Source organism: Burkholderia sp. BCC0322 (assembly GCF_902833045.1).
In the GTDB taxonomy this organism is placed as follows: Bacteria; Pseudomonadota; Gammaproteobacteria; order Burkholderiales; family Burkholderiaceae; genus Burkholderia.
On sequence record NZ_CADFDU010000001.1, the window covers coordinates 328,785 to 347,908 of the forward strand.

Consider the following 19,124-nt stretch of genomic DNA (forward strand, 5'->3'; position numbering starts at 1 on the left):
TCGTGCTAGCTACCGGCATCGATCCCTATCATGAAGCTTCGAAAAACACTCCGGCGCGCGATCGCCACCGCGTGCGTCGCATCGCTCGGCTACCTGGCGACACCTGCCGTTGCATCGGTGGTGATCGGCGGCACGCGCGTGATCTATGGCGCGAGCGAGTCCGAGGTCACGCTCAAGCTGTCGAACGCCGGCCAAGCGCCCGCGCTCGTGCAATCGTGGGTCGATGCAGGTGACGCGCGCAGCGCGCCGTCCGCGATCAAGGTGCCCTTCACCGTCACGCCGCCGATCGCGCGGATCGATCCGTCCAAGTCGCAGACGCTGCGCATCGTCTACACCGGCGAGCCCATGCCGCAGGATCGCGAGTCGGTGTTCTGGCTCAACGTGCTCGAGGTCCCCCCCAAACCGGGCGCGGCCGACGCGGACATGAACCATATCCAGCTCGCGTTCCGTTCGCGCATCAAGCTGTTCTATCGTCCGGAAAAACTCAAGGGTTCATCGGCCGATGCGCCGGCGCAGCTCACCTGGCGGCTCACGCAGGCCGACGGAAAACCGGCCATCGAGGCGCACAACCCGACGCCGTTCCATGTGTCGTTGACCATGATCAGCGTGCAGTCGGGCGGACGCAGCGCGATCTTCGAAGATGGCGGCATGGTCGGGCCGGGCGAGACGCGCGCCTTCCCGCTGAAGGGCGACGTGCCCGGCGCGGCCGGCGCCAGCGTGCGTTACACGGCGCTGAACGACTACGGCGGCTCGGTCAGCGGCGAGACGCCATTGCGGTCCGGCCCCGCGGCGCCGCCTCGATGATGCGCGGCTGACCCCTTCCATTGCGCGAGGCGCGGGTAGCGCGCCACGTCCTTTCCACGGCAAGACCCAGCATGCCCGCCCGGGCAGGGCGCAGGCTTGCCCACGCTCGGGTGCCTATCGTGATCCAACGTCTTTCCAGTTTGCCGTCATTCATGCGCTGGCGCCCGCGCCCGTGCTTCCTGCTCGCGCTGTCGATGTTCGCATCGACCGGCTCGATGGCGGAGACCACCGGCGCCACGCAAGTGGCGGAAGTCCAGTTCGACGACCTGTTCCTGCAGCGCCCGGGCGGCGCGCGCGTGGACGTCAGTCGCTTCGCAAAGGGCAATGTGGCGGCGCCGGGTTCGTATCGCGCCGACCTGTACGTCAATACGAACTGGATCGGCCGCGCCGAAATCACGCTGCGCCAGGTGGGCGACAGCCGGAACAACGTCCAGCCCTGCTTCGATCGCGAGCTGTTGCAGCAGGTCGGGGTGGATCTCGCGAAGCTGTCGCCCGAAGCGACGCACAGGTTGACGGACTCGAACCATGCCTGCGCGACGATCGGCATGCTGGTGCCGGACGCCGTCGCCACCTTCGACAATGGCGAGCAGCGGCTCGACGTCAGCATCCCGCAGGCCTCGCTGAGCCGCGCGGCGCGCGGCTACGTGGATCCGCGCTACTGGGACGAGGGCGTGCCGGCCGCGCTGCTGTCGTACAACGGCAACCTCTACCGCGCCAACAACCGGGGCGCCTCGTCGACCCAGGCCTACCTGGGCCTGACCGCCGGCCTGAACGTCGGGCCCTGGCGCTTCCGCCACAACGGCAACACCACCTACGACACGCACGGCGGCACGCACTACCAGAGCGTGCAGACCAGCCTGCAGCGCTCGATCGCGCGCCTGAAGGCGCAGCTCGTGATCGGCGACGCGTTCACCGACGGCACGATGTTCGACAGCGTGGGCTTTCGCGGCGTGCGGATCGCCAGCGACGAGCGCATGTATCCGGAATCGCAACGCGGCTATGCGCCGACCATCCACGGCATCGCCAACAGCAATGCGCTGGTGCAGGTGCGCCAGAACGGCAACATCATCTACAGCGCCAACGTCGCGACCGGCCCGTTCGAGATCGACGATCTCTATGCGACCGGTTATGGCGGCGACCTCGACGTCATCGTGACCGAAGCCGATGGCAGCATCCATACCTTCAAGGTGCCGTATGCATCGGCCGTCAGTTCGCTGCGGCCCGGCATCACGCGTTTCAGCGTGACAGCCGGCCAGTACCGCAGCCCGCTGCTGTCGAGCAAGCCGGCGCTGTTCCAGGCGACCGTACAGCACGGTTTCACCAACCTGATCACCGGCTACGGCGGCATGACCTCCGCGCCCGGCTACCTGGCAGGCCTGCTCGGCGCCGCACTCAACACCGGGCTGGGCTCGTTCGCGTTCGACATCACGCAGGCCAACACCGATCTGCCCGGCATGGGCACGCGCCACGGCCAGAGCGTGAAGCTCTCGTACAGCAAGCTGATCAGTCCGACCAACACCAACATCGCGGTGGCCGCCTACCGCTATTCGAGCAGCGGCTACCTGGGCCTGCAGGACGCCATGCAGTTGCGCGGCCAGCAGACGGGCGGCGTGAACGGCCAGCTGTCGGGCGGCGTACGTCGCGGTCAGTTCCAGGTCATGCTGAACCAGGGCCTGCCGGAAGGCTGGGGCTCGTTCTACCTGTCGGGCTCGACCGTCAACTACTGGAATCGCGGCGGCAACGACACGCAGTTCCAGGCCGGCTACAACAATAATTTCCGGCGCATCAACTACGGCGTGTCGGCCGCGCGCCAATTCGACGCGACGCAAAACCGCTGGGACAACCGATTCATGTTGAACGTGTCGATCCCGCTGAACCTCGGCTCGCGCACGTTGTACTCGTCGACCAGCCTGCAGCACGACAGCCGTGGCACGACCCTGGTCCAGCAGTCGCTGACGGGTTCGCTCGGCGTCGACAACGCGCTCAGCTACGGCGTGAACGTCGGCCGTACCAGCGGCGGCGGCGCCGGGGCGACCGTCAACATGGGCGGCAACGTGTCCTACATGTCGCCGTATGCGACCTTCTCGGGCAATGCTTCGAAGGGCACCGGCTTTACGCAGTACGGCGGCGGCATCTCGGGCGGCATGGTGGCCTATGCCGGCGGCCTGGCCTTTGCGCCGACCATGGGCGAGACGATGGCGATCGTCGAGGCCAAGGACGCGAACGGCGCACGCGTGACGGCCGGCAGCGGCCTGCGCATCGATTCGTTCGGTCATGCGCTGGTGCCGAGCCTGACACCGTTCTCGACCAACGAGGTGGAGATCGATCCGAAAGGCGTGCCGATGAGCGTCGAGCTGAAATCCAGCGCGCAGCACGTCGCGCCGACCGCGGGCGCGGTGGTGCGGCTGAAGTACGAAACCGAGGGCGGCGGGCGCGCGGTGATCATGCGCGCGCGCATGAGCGACGGCGAGCCGGTTCCGTTCGGCGCGGAGGTGAGCAATGCGGCGGGGCATAACGTCGGCACCGTGGCGCAGGATGGCCGCATCGTGCTGCGCGGCGTGAAGAGCGATGCCGGCACGCTGAAGGTGAGGTGGGGCGATACGGATGACGACAGCTGTTCGCTTTCCTACATGTTACCGGCGGCAAGCAAGACGAGCAGGCAACGCTGGATCGATGCGGAGGCGGTATGCACGAAATGAGCGAAGCGGATGCGATGAACCTGGGAAAGAAGACGAACGAGAACGAAAAGCCGGCTGCGATGCGCAGGCAGACCAAAGCGGCGCATCGCGTGAGCCGTCTGGCATTCTGGCTGCTGACGCTGGTGGCACTGATGCTCGGCTTGGGTACCCGTCCCGTGTTCGCCGCGGGAACCATCAGTTGCTCGGGAACGGCGCAGACGGTGACGCTGTCGATGCCGGCCTCGGTGACGATTCCGCGCGATGCAGCGGTCGGCACCCTGCTAACCGGCTGGTTCAGTACCTCGAACGTTCCCAACTACTACACGTGCACGGTATCGGGTGTGGTTGTCGCCGGCATGGTCTTTGAACCGCAGTCGCTGACCAAGGCCGGCATGACCGTGGCCGGGCCAAGTGGTGCAACCTATACGGTCTGGAATACCAATGTGCCTGGCGTCGGTGTCGCGATCGGCGTGACGACGTACGCGAACCAATGCGGAACTCAGGCCTGGATCGATCTTTCCAAGTCGACTACTTCGCAGATCCCGATCCCATGGGCAGGCTGGGTCTGCAACACGAGCGGCACGGTTACTTCGATCACCAACGGTGGCCAGATCCAGGCGGCGCTGGTCAAGACCGGCCCCATCACGGCAGGCACGGTGACGGGCGGCGTGATGGTCGTGGGAGCGTCGGCAACGGGCACCGGTGGCAGCGCCCCATATACGGTCGCCGCCTCGCCCCTCGTGTCGTTTTCGCTCACCCCGACCATCGTGAACGTCTCGGCGTGCACCACGCCGAATGTGACGGTCAACATGGGCTCACCCCTGCAGTCGGAATTCACGGGCATCGGCTCGACCAACAAGCAGGCCGTCTCGCTCAACGTGGCGGTCAACGCCTGCCCGACCGGCCTGAACGCGATCCAGTACCAGTTCATCCCGGTCAATGCCGTGCTCGACGCCACCAACGGCGTGCTGGCGCTGTCGAGCGGGTCGACGGCCACCGGTATCGGCCTGCAACTGAAGGACAGCAGCGGCAACGCGCTGAAGTACAACACGCCGTACACGCTGACGAGCTACAACAAATCGACGGGCGGCTCCTACGCGATCCCGCTCACGGCCCGGTACTACCAGACGGCCGCCAGCGTGACGCCCGGCAGCGCGAACGCGGTGCTGACTTTCACCATGACATATCAATAAGCACTGCGTATCAGGATTTGACGTAAGCGGGGCGATACGGACGCAATGGGCGAGCGGATGCGATGGACCAGGTAAATATCATGAAACGGAACGAGAAGCCGGCCGAGACGCGCGGGCAGACGAAATCGGTGCGAGGCACGAGCCGCCTCGCGTTCTGGCTGCTCACGCTGGCAATGCTGATGCTCGGTTTGGGCACACGTCCGGTGTTCGCCGCGGGAGCCATCAGTTGCTCGGGAACGGCGCAGACGGTGACGCTGTCGATGCCGTCCTCGGTGACGGTCCCGCGCGACGCTGTAGTCGGCACCATGCTGACCGGCTGGGTCAGTACGCCGAACGTCCCCAATTACTACACTTGCACGGTGTCGGGTACGGCGGCCGCAGGGATGGTCTTCGAACCGCAGTCGATGACCAAGGGCGGCATGACCGCAGCTTCGCCGAATGGTGGGACCTATACGGTCTGGAATACCAACGTGCCTGGCGTCGGTGTCGCGATCGGCGTGAGTACTTACGCGAACGGTTGCGGAAGCCTGCCCTGGAAGGATCTCGGCGTGCCGTCCGCGCCGTTCCCCAGCCCGTGGACGGGGAACGCCTGCAACGCAAACGGAATTGTTACCTCGATCAGTAACGGCGGTATGGTGCAGGCGGCGCTGGTCAAGACCGGCCCGATCACGGCAGGCACGGTGACGGGCGGCGTGATGGTCGTGGGAGCGTCAGCGACGAGCACTGGCGGCAACGTGTATACGGTCGCCACCTCGCCCCTCGTGTCGTTTTCGCTGACCTCGACCATCGTCAACGTGGCGGCTTGCACCACGCCGAACGTGACGGTCAACATGGGTTCACCCCTGCAGTCGGAATTCACGGGCATCGGCTCGACCAACAAGCAGGCCGTCTCGTTCAACGTGGCGGTCAACGCCTGCCCGACCGGCCTGAACGCGATCCAGTACCAGTTCATCCCGGTCAATGCCGTACTCGACGCCACCAACGGCGTGCTGGCGCTGTCGAGCGGGTCGACGGCCACCGGCATCGGCCTGCAACTGAAGGACGGCAACGGCAATGCGCTGAAATACAACACGCCGTACACGCTGACGAGCTACAGCAAATCGACGGGCGGCTCCTACGCGATCCCGCTCACGGCCCGGTACTACCAGACGGCCGCCAGCGTGACGCCCGGCAGCGCGAACGCGGTGCTGACCTTCACCATGACGTATCAGTAGGCCGCGGACAGCGGGCCTTGATGTGTGCACGCGGTCACGTCGGTCGTTCGACTGCTCTCCGGGCACCCCGGGTAAAGGACAAGGGCGCCCGAGGGCGCCCTTCGTACTTCCGGATTCGGGACCGCGCGGCGCGCCGTCAGTTCGTCCGCGAATTGTGCTTCTGCAGATACGCGATCAGGCCGTCGATCCCGCCCGACGCGAGCTGGCTCTTGAACTGGCCCTGGTAGACCTGGATCAGCCACGCGCCCGACATGTCGATGTCGTAGATCTTCCAGTCGTTGCCGACCTTGCCGAGACGATAGCCGACCGACTGGCTGTCGCCCGGCGTCGTGACCGTCGACTGCACGAGCGCGTCGGCGCCCGACGCGCCGCCGGCCTTGAACGAGAACTTCGCATCCTGGCTGCCGAGCTGCGCGAGCGACGCGGCGTAGGTGCGCGTCATCAGCAGCTTGAACTGCTTGTACAGCTCCTGTTGCTGTTGCGGCGTGGCCTGCTTCCATGCGTCACCGACCGCGATGCGGGTCGTGCGCTCGAAGTTGGTTGCGGGCAGGAAGCGCTGCTCGACGACCGCCGAGACCTTCGCCATGTCACCGCCGCGTGCGGCCGGATCGGCCTTCATCGCGTTGACGGTGCCCTCGACCGCATTGCGGACGATATCGACCGGCGCGCTCTGCGCGAAAGCGGAAACCGACACGGCGGCCGCCGCGACGAAAGCAAACAGATGACGTTTCATACGAATATCGCTCGATGAGAAAAAACGACCGGTTGATTGCACCGGCCGACGGAGCAAAGTATACCGGGCCTGACGCCCCGGTGCGCCGCCGTGACCGACTGTTACCTTTCAGCTTCGTTTGTCACAGGTGCGGGCGACGGCACGGCAGGGCAGCGAGGCGCCGATTATGTAAATATCCCCTTACAAAACAGCCGGCCACCGGTATCGATTCCGCCGCCGCGAACAAATCTCCTTCCCGCCCCGAAACCCGCAACGTCACGTCCTTCGCCACGCCGCGCCGGTATACTTGGCTACTTTGCCCTTGCCAGCCGCTCCCCACCGCCACATGGTGACATCTCTCATCGTCCGACTCGTTGCGTGGTCGGTGCGACGCCCCGTCTGGGTCGTCGTCCTGTCGCTCGTCATCGCCGCGCTCAGCGGCGTCTATGTCGCGCAGCATTTCAAGATCAACACCGACATCAGCAAGCTCGTCGATGCGGAGCCGCAATTTGCCGCGCTCGGCCAGGCCGTCGATCAAGCGTTCCCGCAACGCAACGGCACGATCCTCGCGGTCGTCGAGGCGCCTGCGCCCGAATTCGCGAATGCCGCCGCGCATGCGCTGACCGAAGCGCTGCAGAAGGATGCCGAAGCCGGCCGCATCGGCCAGGTTGCCGAGCCCGGCGGCGGGCCGTTCTTCGAGCACAACGGGCTGCTGTTCCTGTCGCCGCAGGAAGTCACCGATACGACCTCGCAGCTCGCGAGTGCGCGCCCGCTCGTCAACGAACTCGCGAAGAACCCGAGCCTGACCGGGCTCGCCACGACGCTCTCCACCACGCTCGGCCAGCCGCTGCTCACCGGCCAGGTGAAACTGCCCGCGATGGCGAAGCTGCTCGCACGCAGCGCCGCGACGGTCGACGACGTGCTGGCCGGCAAGCCGGCCGCGTTCTCGTGGCGCGCGCTGGTCGACAACGACGCCGCGCGGCAGCCCGCGCGCGCGTTCGTCACCGTGCAGCCCGTGGTCAACTACGGCGCGCTGAAGGCCGGCGCGGAAACCAGCCAGGTGATCCGCGACGCGGCCCGTTCGCTCGACCTCGAGAAGCGCTTCGGCGCGGCCGTGCGCCTGACCGGCGAACAGCCGCTCGCCGACGACGAATTCGCGTCGGTCGAAGACGGTGCGGCGCTCAACGGCGTCTTCACGCTGCTCGCCGTGCTCGTCATCCTGTGGCTCGCGCTGCGCTCGAAGCGGATGATCGGCTCGGTGCTCGTCACGCTGTTCGTCGGCCTCGTCGTGACCGCCGCGCTCGGCCTCGCGATGGTCGGGTCGCTGAACATGATCTCGGTCGCGTTCATGGTGCTGTTCGTCGGCCTCGGCGTCGACTTCTCGATCCAGTACGGCGTGAAGTACCGCGAGGAACGCTTCCGCGACCCGCGCATCGACCACGCGCTGATCGGCGCCGCGCACTCGATGGGCATGCCGCTCGCGCTGGCCACCGCGGCCGTCGCGGCGAGCTTCTTCTCGTTCATTCCCACCGCCTATCGCGGCGTGTCCGAGCTCGGCCTGATCGCGGGCGTCGGGATGTTCGTCGCACTGCTCACCACGCTCACGCTGCTGCCCGCGCTGCTGCGCCTGTTCGCGCCGCCTGGCGAATCGAAGACGCCGGGCTTCCCGTGGCTCGCGCCGGTCGACGATTACCTCGATCGCCATCGCAAGCCGATCCTGATCGGCACGCTCGTCGTCGTGATCGGCGCGCTGCCGCTGCTCGCGTTCCTGCGCTTCGACTTCAACCCGCTGCACCTGAAGGATCCGAACAGCGAATCGATGGCGACGCTGCTCGCACTGAAGGATTCGCCGGAAGCCGCCGTCAACGACGTCACGCTGCTCGCGCCGTCGCTCGCGGATGCCGACGCGGCCGCGAAGCGCCTCGACGCACTGCCCGAAGTCGGCCGCACGACCACGCTGTCGACCTTCATCCCCGCCGACCAGCCGGCCAAGCGCGCGGCGATCGCCGCCGCCGCGAGCGACCTGCTGCCCGCGCTGACGCAGCCGCCCGCGCCGCCCGCAACCGATGCACAGCGCGTCGCCGCGCTCAAGCGCGTGTCGGACCTGCTGAGCTACGCGGCCGAAGATCACCCGGGCCCGGGCGCGGCTGCCGCGCAGCACCTGTCGGCGTCGCTCGCGAAGCTCGCCGCCGCGGACGCCGCGACGCGCGACCGCGCCGAGCGCGCATTCTCCGATACGCTGCGCATCGCGCTCAACCAGCTCGCGTCGCTGCTGCAGCCGCAGGACATCACGCGCGAATCGCTGCCGCCGCAGCTCGTGCGCGACTGGGTCGCGCCGGACGGCCATGCGCTCGTGCAGATCTCGCCGAAGGTGCCGAAGGGCGTCGACCCGAACGACGACACGATGCTGCGCCGCTTCGCGAAAGCCGTGAAGGCCGCGGAGCCGGGCACGACCGGCGGGCCGATCTCGATCCTGCATTCGGCCGACACGATCATCAACGCGTTCCTGCATGCGGCGCTGTGGTCGATCATCTCGATCACGATCCTGCTGTGGGCCACGCTGCGCCGCTTCGGCGACGTACTGCGCACGCTGGTGCCGCTGCTCGTGTCGGGCGTCGTGACGCTCGAGATGTGCGTCGTGCTCGGCATGCCGCTCAACTTCGCGAACATCATCGCGCTGCCGCTGATGCTCGGCGTCGGCGTCGCGTTCAAGGTGTATTTCGTGATGGCGTGGCGCGCGGGGCAAACCGGCTTGCTGCATTCGAGCCTCACGCATGCCGTCCTGTTCAGCGCCGCGACGACGGCGACCGCATTCGGCAGCCTGTGGCTGTCGCACCACCCGGGCACGTCGAGCATGGGCAAGCTGCTCGCACTGGCCCTGACCTGCACGCTGATCGGCGCCGTGGTGTTCCAGCCCGTCCTGATGGGCAAACCGCGCGTCAAACGCGCCAAGAACCAATCGCAAGGAATCAATGAATAAGGTGCGAATCATTGCGGCGACCGTTGCCGCCAGCGCGGTGCTGTCCGGCTGCGCGACGGGACCGAACCGCAACCCCAATGACCCGCTCGAGCCGATGAACCGGGCGATGTACAAGTTCAACGACACCGTCGACACGAACATCGCCCAGCCGATCGCAAAGGGGTACCAGAAGGTCACGCCGACGCCCGTGCGCACCGCGATCAGCAACTTCTTCTCGAACCTCGGCGATCTCGGCAACATCGCGAACAACCTGCTGCAGCTGCGCATCACGGATGCAACCGAGGACCTGATGCGCGTGGCGATGAACTCGGTGTTCGGCGTCGCCGGCCTGATCGACATTGCGACGCCGGCCGGGCTGCCGAAGCATCACCAGGACTTCGGCCTGACGATGGCGCGCTGGGGCGTGCCGTCGGGCCCGTATCTCGTGCTGCCCGTGTTCGGGCCGAGCACGATCCGCGACGGCGTCGGCCGCGCGGTGGACGTGCGCTTCAACCTGCTGAACTACATCGAACCGGCCGCGCGCAACCCGATGTACATCGCGCAGTTCATCAGCGCGCGTTCGGACCTGCTCGGTGCAACCGACCTGCTGAAGCAGGCCGCGCTCGATCCGTATTCGTTCGTGCGCGACGCCTACCTGCAGCAGCGCAAGTCGCTGACGTACCGCAGCCAGTCGTCGTCGGGCACGCTGCCGACGTACAACGAACCGGGTGAATCGGGTAGCGCGCCCGCATCGGCACCGGCCGCGCCGGGGCTGCCGAACTACGAGGATCCGGGCGAGTCGGGCGGTGCGTCGGGCACCACGCCGAACAACGCGCCGGCCGCGCCGGGGCTGCCGCAGTACGACGATCCGGGTGCCGATAATGCGATGCCGGCGAGCGCGCCTGCTGCCGCTTCGGCCGCAGTACCTGCCGCACCGGTTGCGGCATCGGCATCCGCACCGGCGACGCCTGCGAGCAGTCCGGCCGTGCAGCAGTAATGCTGTAACGGCGATCGTCGCAAAGACAAAGAGCGCTGCAGATGCAGCGCTCTTTTTTTGTCCGCGAGAAACGGAAAACCGGGAAGGGAAGGGGCGAGAAACGCGGCCCGTGCCGCTCAACCGATCCGCATCGCGCCTGCACGCTCGAACGCGTGCCGCGCCTGGATCAGCGTCGTACGCGCCGCGCGCGCATCGCTCGCCACCTGCAGCAGCGGGCCGAGCTGCGACGGCTGCTTCAGCAACTCGCGCAGGATCGGCAGGATCGCCGTACTGCCGTCGTCGCGCAAGCCGGCCGTCGCCGCGCGCGGCAGCGTGCGCCACGCCGGATCGACGATCGCGCGGCACACCGCGAACGGCACGCCGCGCGCGGCCGCGAAGGCCGCCGCGATATGCGACTCCATATCGACGGCGAGCGCGCCCTTCGCGTGGTGCAGCGACGCCTTCTCCTCTTCGCTGACGACCGGGGCGCCCACCGCCGCGATCGTACCGCGCGTGACGCGCGCCCAGACGGGCGTGTCGTGCAGCGCGGCGACGAGCCGTGCGCTCCAGCCCGTATCGGTCTCGACACGACCGAACGGCCCGTCGATCGCGTTCGCGATCACGAGTGCGCCGGGCGCGAGGTCGGGCGCGAGCCCACCCGCCGTGCCGAAGCTCACGATGCCCGTGCAACCGCGTGCGGTCGCCTCGGTCAGCGCGCGTTCGAGCCGGTCGGCCCGGGCGGCAAAGACGGCTTCGACGCCTTTGCCGCGCGCGATGCGCGCCTCGAATGCCATCCCCGTCACGGCGATGACGGGCAACGTGCCGGTGGGTTGCGGCGCCACGCTTACAGCCCGAACGTCACGCGCGTCGTGTTGTCGCGCTTCAGGTTGCGATAGCGGGCGAGCGCCCACAGCGGGAAGAACTTGCGATAGCCGTGGTAGCGCAGGTAGAACACGCGCGGGAAGCCCGTCGCCGTGAAGCGCGCCTCGTCCCACAGGCCCGCTTCGTTCTGGTTGGCGATCAGGTAGTCGACGCCGCGCGCCACCGCCGGGTGGTTCACCTCGCCGGCCGCCATCAGGCCGAGCAGCGCCCACGCGGTTTGCGACGCCGTGCTCGGCGCCTGCTCGAAGCCGCGATAGTTCAGCTTGTAGCTGTCGCCGTCCTCGCCCCAGCCGCCGTCCTTGTTCTGGATCGACAGCAGCCACTGCGCGCCGCGCTTCATGCGCGGATCGTCCGGCGTCAGGCCGGCCGCGTTCAGCGAGCACAGTGCCGTCCACGTGCCGTACACGTAGTTCATCCCCCAGCGGCCGTACCAGCTGCCGTCCGGCTCCTGCTCCTTCAACATGTAGTCGAGCGCACGGCGTGCCGGCTCGCTGTTCAGCGGCGTCTCGCCGAGCTGCGACAGCATCGACAGGCAGCGACCCGACACGTCGGCCGTCGGCGGATCGAGCAGTGCGCCGTGATCCGAGAACGGGATGTTGTTCAGGTAGTACTGCGTGTTTTCCGGTTCGAACGCGCCCCAGCCGCCGTCGCTGCTCTGCATCCCGACGACCCACTCGCGCGCACGCGCGATCGAATCGCGATAGGCGTCGTTCTGCTTGAGTTTCTGCGCGCGATCCATCGCCACCGCGACCACCGCCGTATCGTCGACGTCGGGGTAGTGTGCGTTCGCGTACTGGAATGCCCAGCCGCCGGGGCGCACGTGCGGGCGGCGCGAGATCCAGTCGCCGCGCACGTCGAGGATCTGCAGCGGGCGCAGCCATTCGAGGCCGCGGATCGCGGCGTCCTCGGCACGCGCGTCGCCCGTTTCGAGCAGCGCATGCGCGGCGAGCGACGTATCCCACACCGGCGACAGGCACGGCTGGCAATACGCTTCGTCGTCGTGCACGACAAGCAGCTTCTCGATCGACTTGCGCGCGATCGCGCGGTTCGGGTGATCTTCCGCGTAGCCGAGCACGTCGTACATCATCACCGCGTTGGCCATTGCCGGATAGATCGCGCCGAGGCCGTCCTCGCCGTTCAGGCGCTCGTCGACGAACGACACGGCCTGGCGGATCGCGCGTTCGCGCGTGTAGTTCGGGAACAGGCCGTCGACCGCGCGCAGCGCATGGTCGACCACGCGGAAGAACGCGAACCAGCCGGGGCTCTGGTGACCCTGGCGCGGCAGCAGCCCGGCGTTGACGGGCGGATCGATGAACAGTTCGTCGATACGCACGCCGCGCGGATTCTTCGCGAGCGGGCGCTTCGCGTTCAACACGAGCAGCGGCACGATCACGGTACGCGCCCAGTACGACACCTTCGACAGATGGAACGGGAACCACTGCGGCAGCAGCATGATCTCGACCGGCATCATCGGCACCGCGCGCCACGGAATCGCACCGTACAGCGCGAGCTGGATGCGCGTGAATACGTTCGACATCTCCGCGCCGCCCATCGCGTGAATGGCACGGCGCGCACGCTGCATGTGCTCGGCGTTCTCGTCGTCGCCGATCACCTTCAGCGCGAAATACGCCTTCACGCTCGCGCTGATGTTCGGCGCGCCGTCGGTAAACAGCGGCCAGCCGCCGTCGGCCTGCTGGATGCGGCGCAGGTACTTGCCGATCTTCTGCTCGAGCTCGAGGTTCGGCGTCTCGCCGAGATAGTGGACGAGCAGCACGTATTCGGCGGGAATCGTCGAATCGGCTTCGAGTTCGTAGACCCAGTGTCCGTCCGCGTTCTGCGCGGCCAGCAGCGCATCGGTCGCGCGCGAGACGGCTGTGTCGACGCCGGCCGGCACGGCGCCGGCGGACAGGGTAGCCATTTCGGTGAGATCGTTCATCGGTCCCTCTCTTATTGTGTCTGGAGCACGTCCGCGGCCATCTGGCCGGAGCGGATCGCGCCCTCGATCGTGGCGGGCAAGCCGGTGGCAGTCCAGTCGCCCGCCAGCACAAGATTGGTCCAGCGCGTACGCACGGCCGGACGTTTCATTTCCTGCGACGGCACCGCCGCAAAACCCGCGCGCGGCTCGACGACGAGCTGCCACGCGGGGATGGTTTCCGGGTTCGCGCCGGTCACGCGCGCGACGTCTTCCCAGATGCGCCGCGCGAGCGTGTCGCGTGGCGTGTCGAGCCAGCGGCCCGCGTCGCGGATCGTCGCCGCGAGCTGGCCGCCGCCGGTGCGCACCGCATCGACGACACCGTTCACGACGGACGTCTGCAGCGGATTGCCGGCCTGCGCTTCGACCGCGAAATACGCGGTCACGACCGCGCTGAACGTGTCGGGTGCGGTGAGTTCGGGCACGAGCGGCTGCGCGACCTCGGGCGGCACGGCCAGCACGACGGCGTCGCCCGGCGCGAGATCGATCCGCTCGCCGCCGACCGAGATCGCATCGACCGCATTCCCGTGCGCGCCGAATTCGAACGCATCGAGCCGCGCGTTCAGCCGGATCTGCGCGCCACCGTGCTGCAGCATCCGCAGCGCCGGTTCGACGAAGGCGCTGCCGAGGCCGTGGCGCGCGACGAGCGGACGACAGCCGGGGCCACCCGCGGCAAACGTGCCGTACAGCGCCGCGCGCGCGAGTTCGGCACTCGCGTGGCGCGGCTCGACGTTCAGCACACCGAGGAAATACGGCCGCAGCCAACGTTCCCACAGCATGCCGTCGCATCGCATCGTCTGTGCGAGTGAGCGGCCCATGAGCGCGAACGCGAGCGGGGCGAGCGCGAGGTAGTCGAGCGGCGTCGTGCCCGGCGCGCGCGACGCGGCATCGAACAGCCACGACGGCCAGCGCCCGTTGCCGAAGCGCAGCGTCCAGCGCTGCTGCGACGCAACGTCGACGACCGGAAATTCAGGCAGCGCGGGCCCCGCGAGCTGGTCGGCCGCGCCGATCGCGCGCAGGTAGCGCTGCGTCGCGGGCTGCCCCGCGAACACCGTGTGCAGCCCGCTGTCGAGCGTCGTGTTCAGCGTCCCGTCGAACCACGAGCGGCAGCGGCCGCCCGCATGCGCGTGCGCGTCGTGCAGCACGATGCGTCGCCCGCGACGTTGCAGCTCGACCGCGGCCGACAGGCCGGCAAGGCCGGCACCGATCACGTGGACGGTCCTGGGCATCGACTCGGTCGGCTCAGAACAGCGCGTAGCGCGCGGCGATCATCAGCATGCGCGCTTTCGGCTTGCGCAGCGGTGCGCGCGGGAAGGCAAAGCCGCGTGCGATTGCGGCTTCGAGAATGCAGCGATACGCACCCGACATGATGCGCGGCGCCTTCACCTGCGCACGCGAGCAGGTATCCATCACCGCGTCGGCCTGGCGGAAATGCTCGAGCGCGCGCTCGACGAGCGTCGCGCACACGCGCGGCAGCGCCGGATCGCGCACGATCTTCGCCGGGTCGGTGATCGCGATGCCTTCGCGCGCAAGCAGCTCGCGCGGCAGATAGCAACGGTTGATCGCGGCATCGTCGTCGATGTCGCGCAGGATGTTGGTCAGTTGCAGCGCGCGGCCGAGGTGATGCGACAGCTTGATCCCCTCGGCTTCCGGCATCCCGAAAATCCTCACCGACAGCCGGCCGGCCGCGCTCGCCACGCGATCGCAGAAGAGGTCGAGCGTCGGCTCGTCGGGCGCGCAGATGTCTTCAACCGCATCCATCGCCATCCCGTCGATCATCGCGTGGAAATCGTCGCGCTGCAGGTTGAATGCGCGGATCTCGCGGTCGAGCGCGGCCAGGTGGCGCGGCGGGCAGCCGGCGAAGCACGCGTCGATGTCCGCGCGCCAGCGGTCGAGGCCCGCGTTGCGCTCGGCGCGCGGCAGGTCGCTGTCGGCGATGTCGTCGACCGCACGGCAAAACGCGTAGACCTGGAACATCGCATCGCGCTGCACGGCCGGCAGGATGCGCATCGCAAGATAGAAAGAACTGCCCGATGTGACGGCAGCGGCGTCGGTTTCTTGTTCGTCCACGACGGAATGGGAAACGGCCAAGGCGAGCTCCACGGAGACACCCACGCGGGGCGATTGAAGAAGCCATGCCCGGCTGGGATGGTCAGGGTGTCATGCGTGCGAGATATGCGAACGATCGACGCAGACAGGCACAAATTACCGGCCGGAAGCCGGAATTGGGCGAAAGTATAGCAATCTTTGAAGTTCGATGGCGGACACGCGCCGTGTGCGGCGGCGTGCCGGAAGCGGTTGGCCGGCAAGCGCGGCCGGCCCGGGCGGAACCCGGCGCCGGCGGCGCGTCAGCCGTAAACGATGTCGCGCTGCAGGTCGAGCGCAATGAGCCCCATTTCGGAGGTGAGCTGCAGCATCGCGCGGCGTTCGAGACGCGAGCCCATGAAGCTCGTCACGCGGCCGTCAGGCTCCGCGGTGAACTGGAAGACCGCGCCGCCCGTGCCGAACCACGCGCCCGGCACATCGGGCGATTCCTGCCAGTCGATCTGCGCGAACACGCGCGCGATGCCCGCGCGCACCAGGTCGCCCGGGCCGATCGGCGGCGCGATGTCGCCCAGGTCGTCGAGCGAGTAGGGGCCGGGTTTGTCCGGCTTCCGGTAAAAGAGGTAGTCGACGTTCATGGGGCGCAATCGCAGGCAAAGTAACAAATTAGCGTGCTTCGGGATAAATTCAAATCGGATACGAACGAAATGTGGCCTGTACGAGACAAGGGGGACAGATCGAATCCGGCCCATCTGGGCGCACGCGGGTTCGTCTAAGATGACACCTTTCGCAAAATCTGAAGACCCGGACATCATGGAGACGAACGCAAGCGCCACCCCGCAGTCCGATCATCCCGTTTTCGTGCTCGTGCACGGCGCCTGGCACGGCGCGTGGTGCTACGCGCACGTCGCGGCCGCGCTGGCCGCACGCGGCCACCTGTCGATCACGCGTGACCTGCCCGCGCACGGCATCAATGCCCGCTTCCCCGCTTCCTACTTCGCACGCCCGCTCGACAAGGACGCGTTCGGCGCCGAGCCGTCGCCGGTCGCGAACACGACGCTCGACGACTACGCCACGCAGGTGATGCAGGCGGTCGACGACGCGTACGCGCTCGGCCACGGCAAGGTCGTGCTCGTCGGGCACAGCATGGGCGGCCTCGCGATCACGGCGGCCGCCGAACGCGCGCCGGAAAAGATCGCGAAGATCGTCTATCTCGCGGCGTTCATGCCCGCGTCGGGCGTGCCGGGCCTCGACTACGTGCGCGCACCTGAAAACAACGGTGAAATGCTCGGCCCGCTGATGCTGGCGAGCCCACGCGTCACCGGTGCGCTGCGCATCGATCCGCGCAGCGGCGACGCCGCATATCGCGAACTCGCGAAGCGCGCGCTGTATGACGACGTGCCGCAGGCCGACTTCGAGGCCGTCGCGAACCTGATGACCTGCGACGTGCCGGCCGCGCCGTTCGCGACCGCGATCCCGACGACCGCCGCGCGCTGGGGCGCGATCGACCGCCACTACATCAAGTGCCTGCAGGATCGCGTGATCCTGCCCGCGCTGCAGCAGCGCTTCATCGACGAAGCCGACGCGTTTGCGCCCGGCAACCCGACCCACGTGCACCAGCTCGACAGCAGCCATTCGCCGTTCATGTCGCAGCCGGCCGTGCTGGCCGGCGTGCTGGCCGACATCGCGAAAAGCTGAGCGCGGCACGCACCCAGGGCATCCGCTCCGCCCGCGGCGGGGCGGAAGCGCCGCCTACGCGTATGCGACCGACCGGTCGCGCCCGAGCCGCTTCGCGCGATAGAGCGCGGCATCGGCCTCGTTGACGAGCACGTCGCAGGTCGGCGCCCCCGTCCTCGCACACGCGCCGCCGACGCTCGCCGTCACCGGCACGCTGACCCCCTCGGCATCGACCGGCGTGCTGCCGATCGCATCGCGCACCTTGTCGGCCACCCGCATCGCCTCGTCGAGATTCGTGCACGGCAGCAGCAGCGCGAATTCCTCGCCGCCGAAGCGGCCGAACGTATCCTGCGCGCGCACGATCGACGCAACGCGACGCGCGGTCTCGCGCAGCACGGCATCGCCGACCGCATGCCCGAAACGGTCGTTGATCGTCTTGAAGTGGTCGAGGTCGAACAGCAGCACCGACATGTCGCCGCCGTAGCGCTGCCAGCGCGCGAATTCGTCACCGAGCCGCGCCTCGAAGAAGCGCCGGTTCGCGATGCCGGTCAGGCCGTCGCGATTCGCGTGCTCGCGCAGCTTCGCGACCGCTTCCTCGCGCTCGCGCTGCATCACGCTCACATGCGTGACGTCCGAGATCGTCACGCACACGGCCTCGACCTCGCGGCCGCGCGTGAGCGGCATGAACGTGCAGTCCTGCTGCATGTAGTCGACGCCGCCCGTGATCGGCCGATCGTGCTCGAAGCGGAACAGATAGGGCCGCTGCTCCCACGAGCTGAACGCAAAGCTGCCGAGCTGGAACACGCTCTCGAGCTTGCGCGACAGCCATGCGCGCGGCAGGTCGGGAAAGCAGTCGAACAGGTTGCGGCCGATCACGTCGGCGGCCGGGATACCACTGTGGTCCTGCATGAAGCGATTCCACATCAGCACGGTCATCGCGCGGTCGAGCACGAACAGGCCGAAGCCCACCCGCTCGATCACGAGGTCGCTCAGCGACGGAGAGGCGGCCGTCATAGCGCGGACAGCAACGCGTCGAGCGCGTCGCCCATCAGCCGGATCGAATCCTCGGCCATCAGCATCACGAAGTGGGCACGGAACGCGTGGTCCTCGAGCCCGAAGTTCACTTCCAGCAGCAATGCCACGCTCCATGCCAGCTCGGTCGGCTGGAATACGTCGTCGAACGACACGTTCGCGCCGAGCAGCCCCGGCGGAAAAAACACGGGCTTGCGGCCGAGCTCGTCGAGGATCGACGCGACGCACGCACCCATCAGCACGTTCGCGACGTCGAACACGACTTCGTCGGGCGTCGCCATCCCGCCGTACACGCCGTCGCCGAACGTGCGGTCGACGACCGACATGAGCCGCGCAATGCTCGCGGTGCGGCACAGCACGATCGCTTCGCCCTTGATGTCGGAACGGAAGCCCTGGCGCACGGCGGTCACGTTGTCGTGAATGCCCGTCATCTCGCGCAGCGCATCCCCCGCGTCGGTCGCTTTCACGACCCGCACGCGCGGCACCGACAGCTCGATGAAGTGCCCGAGCAACAACGCGAGCCGCGCGGCGGCGCGGCCCATTGCGAGGTTGGCGATCTCCTGCAACGCGTCGCGTTGCTCCGCCGTGAACACCGAGTCAGGCATACAACCCATACTCCTTGAGAATGGGCAGCAATGCCTCCGACGTCACGGGTTTGGCTACGAATGCGATCGCGCCCAATTCACGCACGCGTGCTTGCGCCTGCGGCTGGATATCGGCGGATACCACGATCACGAACGTGTTCAGATCTTCGTGGCGCAGTGTCTCAAGAACCTGATATCCACTCATGTCGGGCATCGTCAGGTCCAGAAACATCACGGAAGCTTTGCCGTCACGATAGAGCGCCAAGGCCTCTCGACCATTCGCGGCATACGCGACTTCGACGTCCCAGCCTCCCGGCAGCGCCTTTGTCAGAAGTTTGCGAGCGAGCAGCGAATCGTCGGCAATTACAATCGGCAAAGGCATGGAGCGATGCGGTATA

Annotated in this window: 16 protein-coding genes; 7 read left to right on the forward strand and 9 right to left on the reverse strand. The window is 67.6% G+C overall.

The genetic code is table 11. From position 1 onward, the window contains the following. Nucleotides 1-30: 30 nt before the first annotated feature. The 4 genes from HWX39_RS01525 to HWX39_RS35895 all read left to right on the forward strand — a co-directional run bounded on the left by HWX39_RS01525 (nt 31) and on the right by HWX39_RS35895 (nt 5,889). On the forward strand, nt 31-804 hold the full coding sequence (locus HWX39_RS01525) for a fimbria/pilus periplasmic chaperone (protein ID WP_175965251.1): 774 nt from the start codon (nt 31-33) through the stop codon (nt 802-804). Nucleotides 805-956: 152 nt separating this feature from the next. Beyond that, entirely contained in the window at nt 957-3,503 is a 2,547-nt protein-coding gene (locus tag HWX39_RS01530) for a fimbria/pilus outer membrane usher protein (protein WP_244134869.1), read from the forward strand. Continuing rightward, nucleotides 3,491-4,675 carry a fimbrial protein gene (locus HWX39_RS01535; protein WP_175965253.1) on the forward strand — a complete coding sequence of 395 codons (1,185 nt, stop codon included), beginning with the start codon at nt 3,491-3,493 and terminating at the stop codon, nt 4,673-4,675. Before HWX39_RS01530 ends, HWX39_RS01535 begins: the two co-directional genes overlap by 13 nt. A gap of 80 nt (nt 4,676-4,755) precedes the next feature. Then, entirely contained in the window at nt 4,756-5,889 is a 1,134-nt protein-coding gene (locus tag HWX39_RS35895) for a fimbrial protein (RefSeq protein WP_208458824.1), read from the forward strand. Between the two features lie 136 nt (nt 5,890-6,025). Here HWX39_RS35895 and HWX39_RS01545 read toward each other — a convergent pair whose 3' ends face one another. Further along, nucleotides 6,026-6,622, reverse strand: a complete 597-nt coding sequence (locus HWX39_RS01545) for an ABC transporter substrate-binding protein (RefSeq protein ID WP_027790211.1) — start codon at nt 6,620-6,622, stop codon at nt 6,026-6,028. A gap of 325 nt (nt 6,623-6,947) precedes the next feature. On the opposite strand from HWX39_RS01545, the gene HWX39_RS01550 reads away from it, so the two are divergent. Further along, nucleotides 6,948-9,581, forward strand: coding sequence for an MMPL family transporter (locus HWX39_RS01550; protein WP_175965254.1), 2,634 nt, complete (start codon nt 6,948-6,950; stop codon nt 9,579-9,581). Then, nucleotides 9,574-10,557 carry a VacJ family lipoprotein gene (locus HWX39_RS01555; protein WP_175965255.1) on the forward strand — a complete coding sequence of 328 codons (984 nt, stop codon included), beginning with the start codon at nt 9,574-9,576 and terminating at the stop codon, nt 10,555-10,557. Before HWX39_RS01550 ends, HWX39_RS01555 begins: the two co-directional genes overlap by 8 nt. 116 nt (nt 10,558-10,673) lie before the next feature. Here HWX39_RS01555 and HWX39_RS01560 read toward each other — a convergent pair whose 3' ends face one another. From HWX39_RS01560 to HWX39_RS01580, 5 genes are all read right to left on the reverse strand, one after another. Beyond that, a complete protein-coding gene (locus HWX39_RS01560) occupies nt 10,674-11,330 on the reverse strand; it encodes a phosphorylase (protein ID WP_244134922.1) in 657 nt (218 codons plus the stop codon). 50 nt (nt 11,331-11,380) lie between these two features. Next, entirely contained in the window at nt 11,381-13,354 is a 1,974-nt protein-coding gene (gene shc / locus HWX39_RS01565) for a squalene--hopene cyclase (RefSeq protein WP_175965257.1), read from the reverse strand. 11 nt (nt 13,355-13,365) lie between these two features. Further along, nucleotides 13,366-14,619: a hydroxysqualene dehydroxylase HpnE gene (gene hpnE / locus HWX39_RS01570; RefSeq protein ID WP_175965258.1), complete on the reverse strand. Its 1,254-nt coding sequence runs from the start codon at nt 14,617-14,619 to the stop codon at nt 13,366-13,368. A 13-nt stretch (nt 14,620-14,632) separates the two neighbouring features. Then, a complete protein-coding gene (gene hpnD / locus HWX39_RS01575) occupies nt 14,633-15,481 on the reverse strand; it encodes a presqualene diphosphate synthase HpnD (RefSeq protein WP_175965259.1) in 849 nt (282 codons plus the stop codon). Between the two features lie 257 nt (nt 15,482-15,738). Continuing rightward, nucleotides 15,739-16,071 (reverse strand): hypothetical protein, encoded by a 333-nt coding sequence (locus tag HWX39_RS01580; RefSeq protein ID WP_175965260.1) that lies wholly within the window; start codon nt 16,069-16,071, stop codon nt 15,739-15,741. A gap of 175 nt (nt 16,072-16,246) precedes the next feature. Between HWX39_RS01580 and HWX39_RS01585 the strand changes: the two genes are divergently transcribed. Then, nucleotides 16,247-17,131 carry an alpha/beta fold hydrolase gene (locus HWX39_RS01585; protein ID WP_175965261.1) on the forward strand — a complete coding sequence of 295 codons (885 nt, stop codon included), beginning with the start codon at nt 16,247-16,249 and terminating at the stop codon, nt 17,129-17,131. A gap of 54 nt (nt 17,132-17,185) precedes the next feature. On the opposite strand, the gene HWX39_RS01590 is transcribed toward HWX39_RS01585, so the two are convergent. From HWX39_RS01590 to HWX39_RS01600, 3 genes are read right to left on the reverse strand one after another with little or no spacing between them, the layout of a single operon-like run. Beyond that, complete coding sequence (locus tag HWX39_RS01590; protein ID WP_175965262.1) at nt 17,186-18,124, reverse strand: diguanylate cyclase; 939 nt, start codon at nt 18,122-18,124, stop codon at nt 17,186-17,188. Then, nucleotides 18,121-18,747 carry a chemotaxis protein CheC gene (locus HWX39_RS01595; RefSeq protein ID WP_039344650.1) on the reverse strand — a complete coding sequence of 209 codons (627 nt, stop codon included), beginning with the start codon at nt 18,745-18,747 and terminating at the stop codon, nt 18,121-18,123. Before HWX39_RS01595 ends, HWX39_RS01590 begins: the two co-directional genes overlap by 4 nt. Further along, nucleotides 18,740-19,108, reverse strand: a complete 369-nt coding sequence (locus tag HWX39_RS01600) for a response regulator (protein WP_039344648.1) — start codon at nt 19,106-19,108, stop codon at nt 18,740-18,742. The genes HWX39_RS01595 and HWX39_RS01600 overlap by 8 nt, the downstream gene beginning before the upstream one ends. Between the last annotated feature and the right edge of the window lie 16 nt (nt 19,109-19,124).

Coding starts and splice junctions, on each gene's coding strand:
- HWX39_RS01525 (WP_175965251.1), top strand. CDS start 31: ATGAAGCTTCGAAAAACACTCCGGCGCGCGATCGCCACCGCGTGCGTC.
- HWX39_RS01530 (WP_244134869.1), top strand. CDS start 957: ATGCGCTGGCGCCCGCGCCCGTGCTTCCTGCTCGCGCTGTCGATGTTC.
- HWX39_RS01535 (WP_175965253.1), top strand. CDS start 3,491: ATGCACGAAATGAGCGAAGCGGATGCGATGAACCTGGGAAAGAAGACG.
- HWX39_RS35895 (WP_208458824.1), top strand. CDS start 4,756: ATGAAACGGAACGAGAAGCCGGCCGAGACGCGCGGGCAGACGAAATCG.
- HWX39_RS01545 (WP_027790211.1), bottom strand. CDS start 6,622: ATGAAACGTCATCTGTTTGCTTTCGTCGCGGCGGCCGCCGTGTCGGTT.
- HWX39_RS01550 (WP_175965254.1), top strand. CDS start 6,948: ATGGTGACATCTCTCATCGTCCGACTCGTTGCGTGGTCGGTGCGACGC.
- HWX39_RS01555 (WP_175965255.1), top strand. CDS start 9,574: ATGAATAAGGTGCGAATCATTGCGGCGACCGTTGCCGCCAGCGCGGTG.
- HWX39_RS01560 (WP_244134922.1), bottom strand. CDS start 11,330: ATGGCATTCGAGGCGCGCATCGCGCGCGGCAAAGGCGTCGAAGCCGTC.
- shc (WP_175965257.1), bottom strand. CDS start 13,354: ATGAACGATCTCACCGAAATGGCTACCCTGTCCGCCGGCGCCGTGCCG.
- hpnE (WP_175965258.1), bottom strand. CDS start 14,619: ATGCCCAGGACCGTCCACGTGATCGGTGCCGGCCTTGCCGGCCTGTCG.
- HWX39_RS01580 (WP_175965260.1), bottom strand. CDS start 16,071: ATGAACGTCGACTACCTCTTTTACCGGAAGCCGGACAAACCCGGCCCC.
- HWX39_RS01585 (WP_175965261.1), top strand. CDS start 16,247: ATGGAGACGAACGCAAGCGCCACCCCGCAGTCCGATCATCCCGTTTTC.
- HWX39_RS01590 (WP_175965262.1), bottom strand. CDS start 18,124: ATGACGGCCGCCTCTCCGTCGCTGAGCGACCTCGTGATCGAGCGGGTG.
- HWX39_RS01595 (WP_039344650.1), bottom strand. CDS start 18,747: ATGCCTGACTCGGTGTTCACGGCGGAGCAACGCGACGCGTTGCAGGAG.
- HWX39_RS01600 (WP_039344648.1), bottom strand. CDS start 19,108: ATGCCTTTGCCGATTGTAATTGCCGACGATTCGCTGCTCGCTCGCAAA.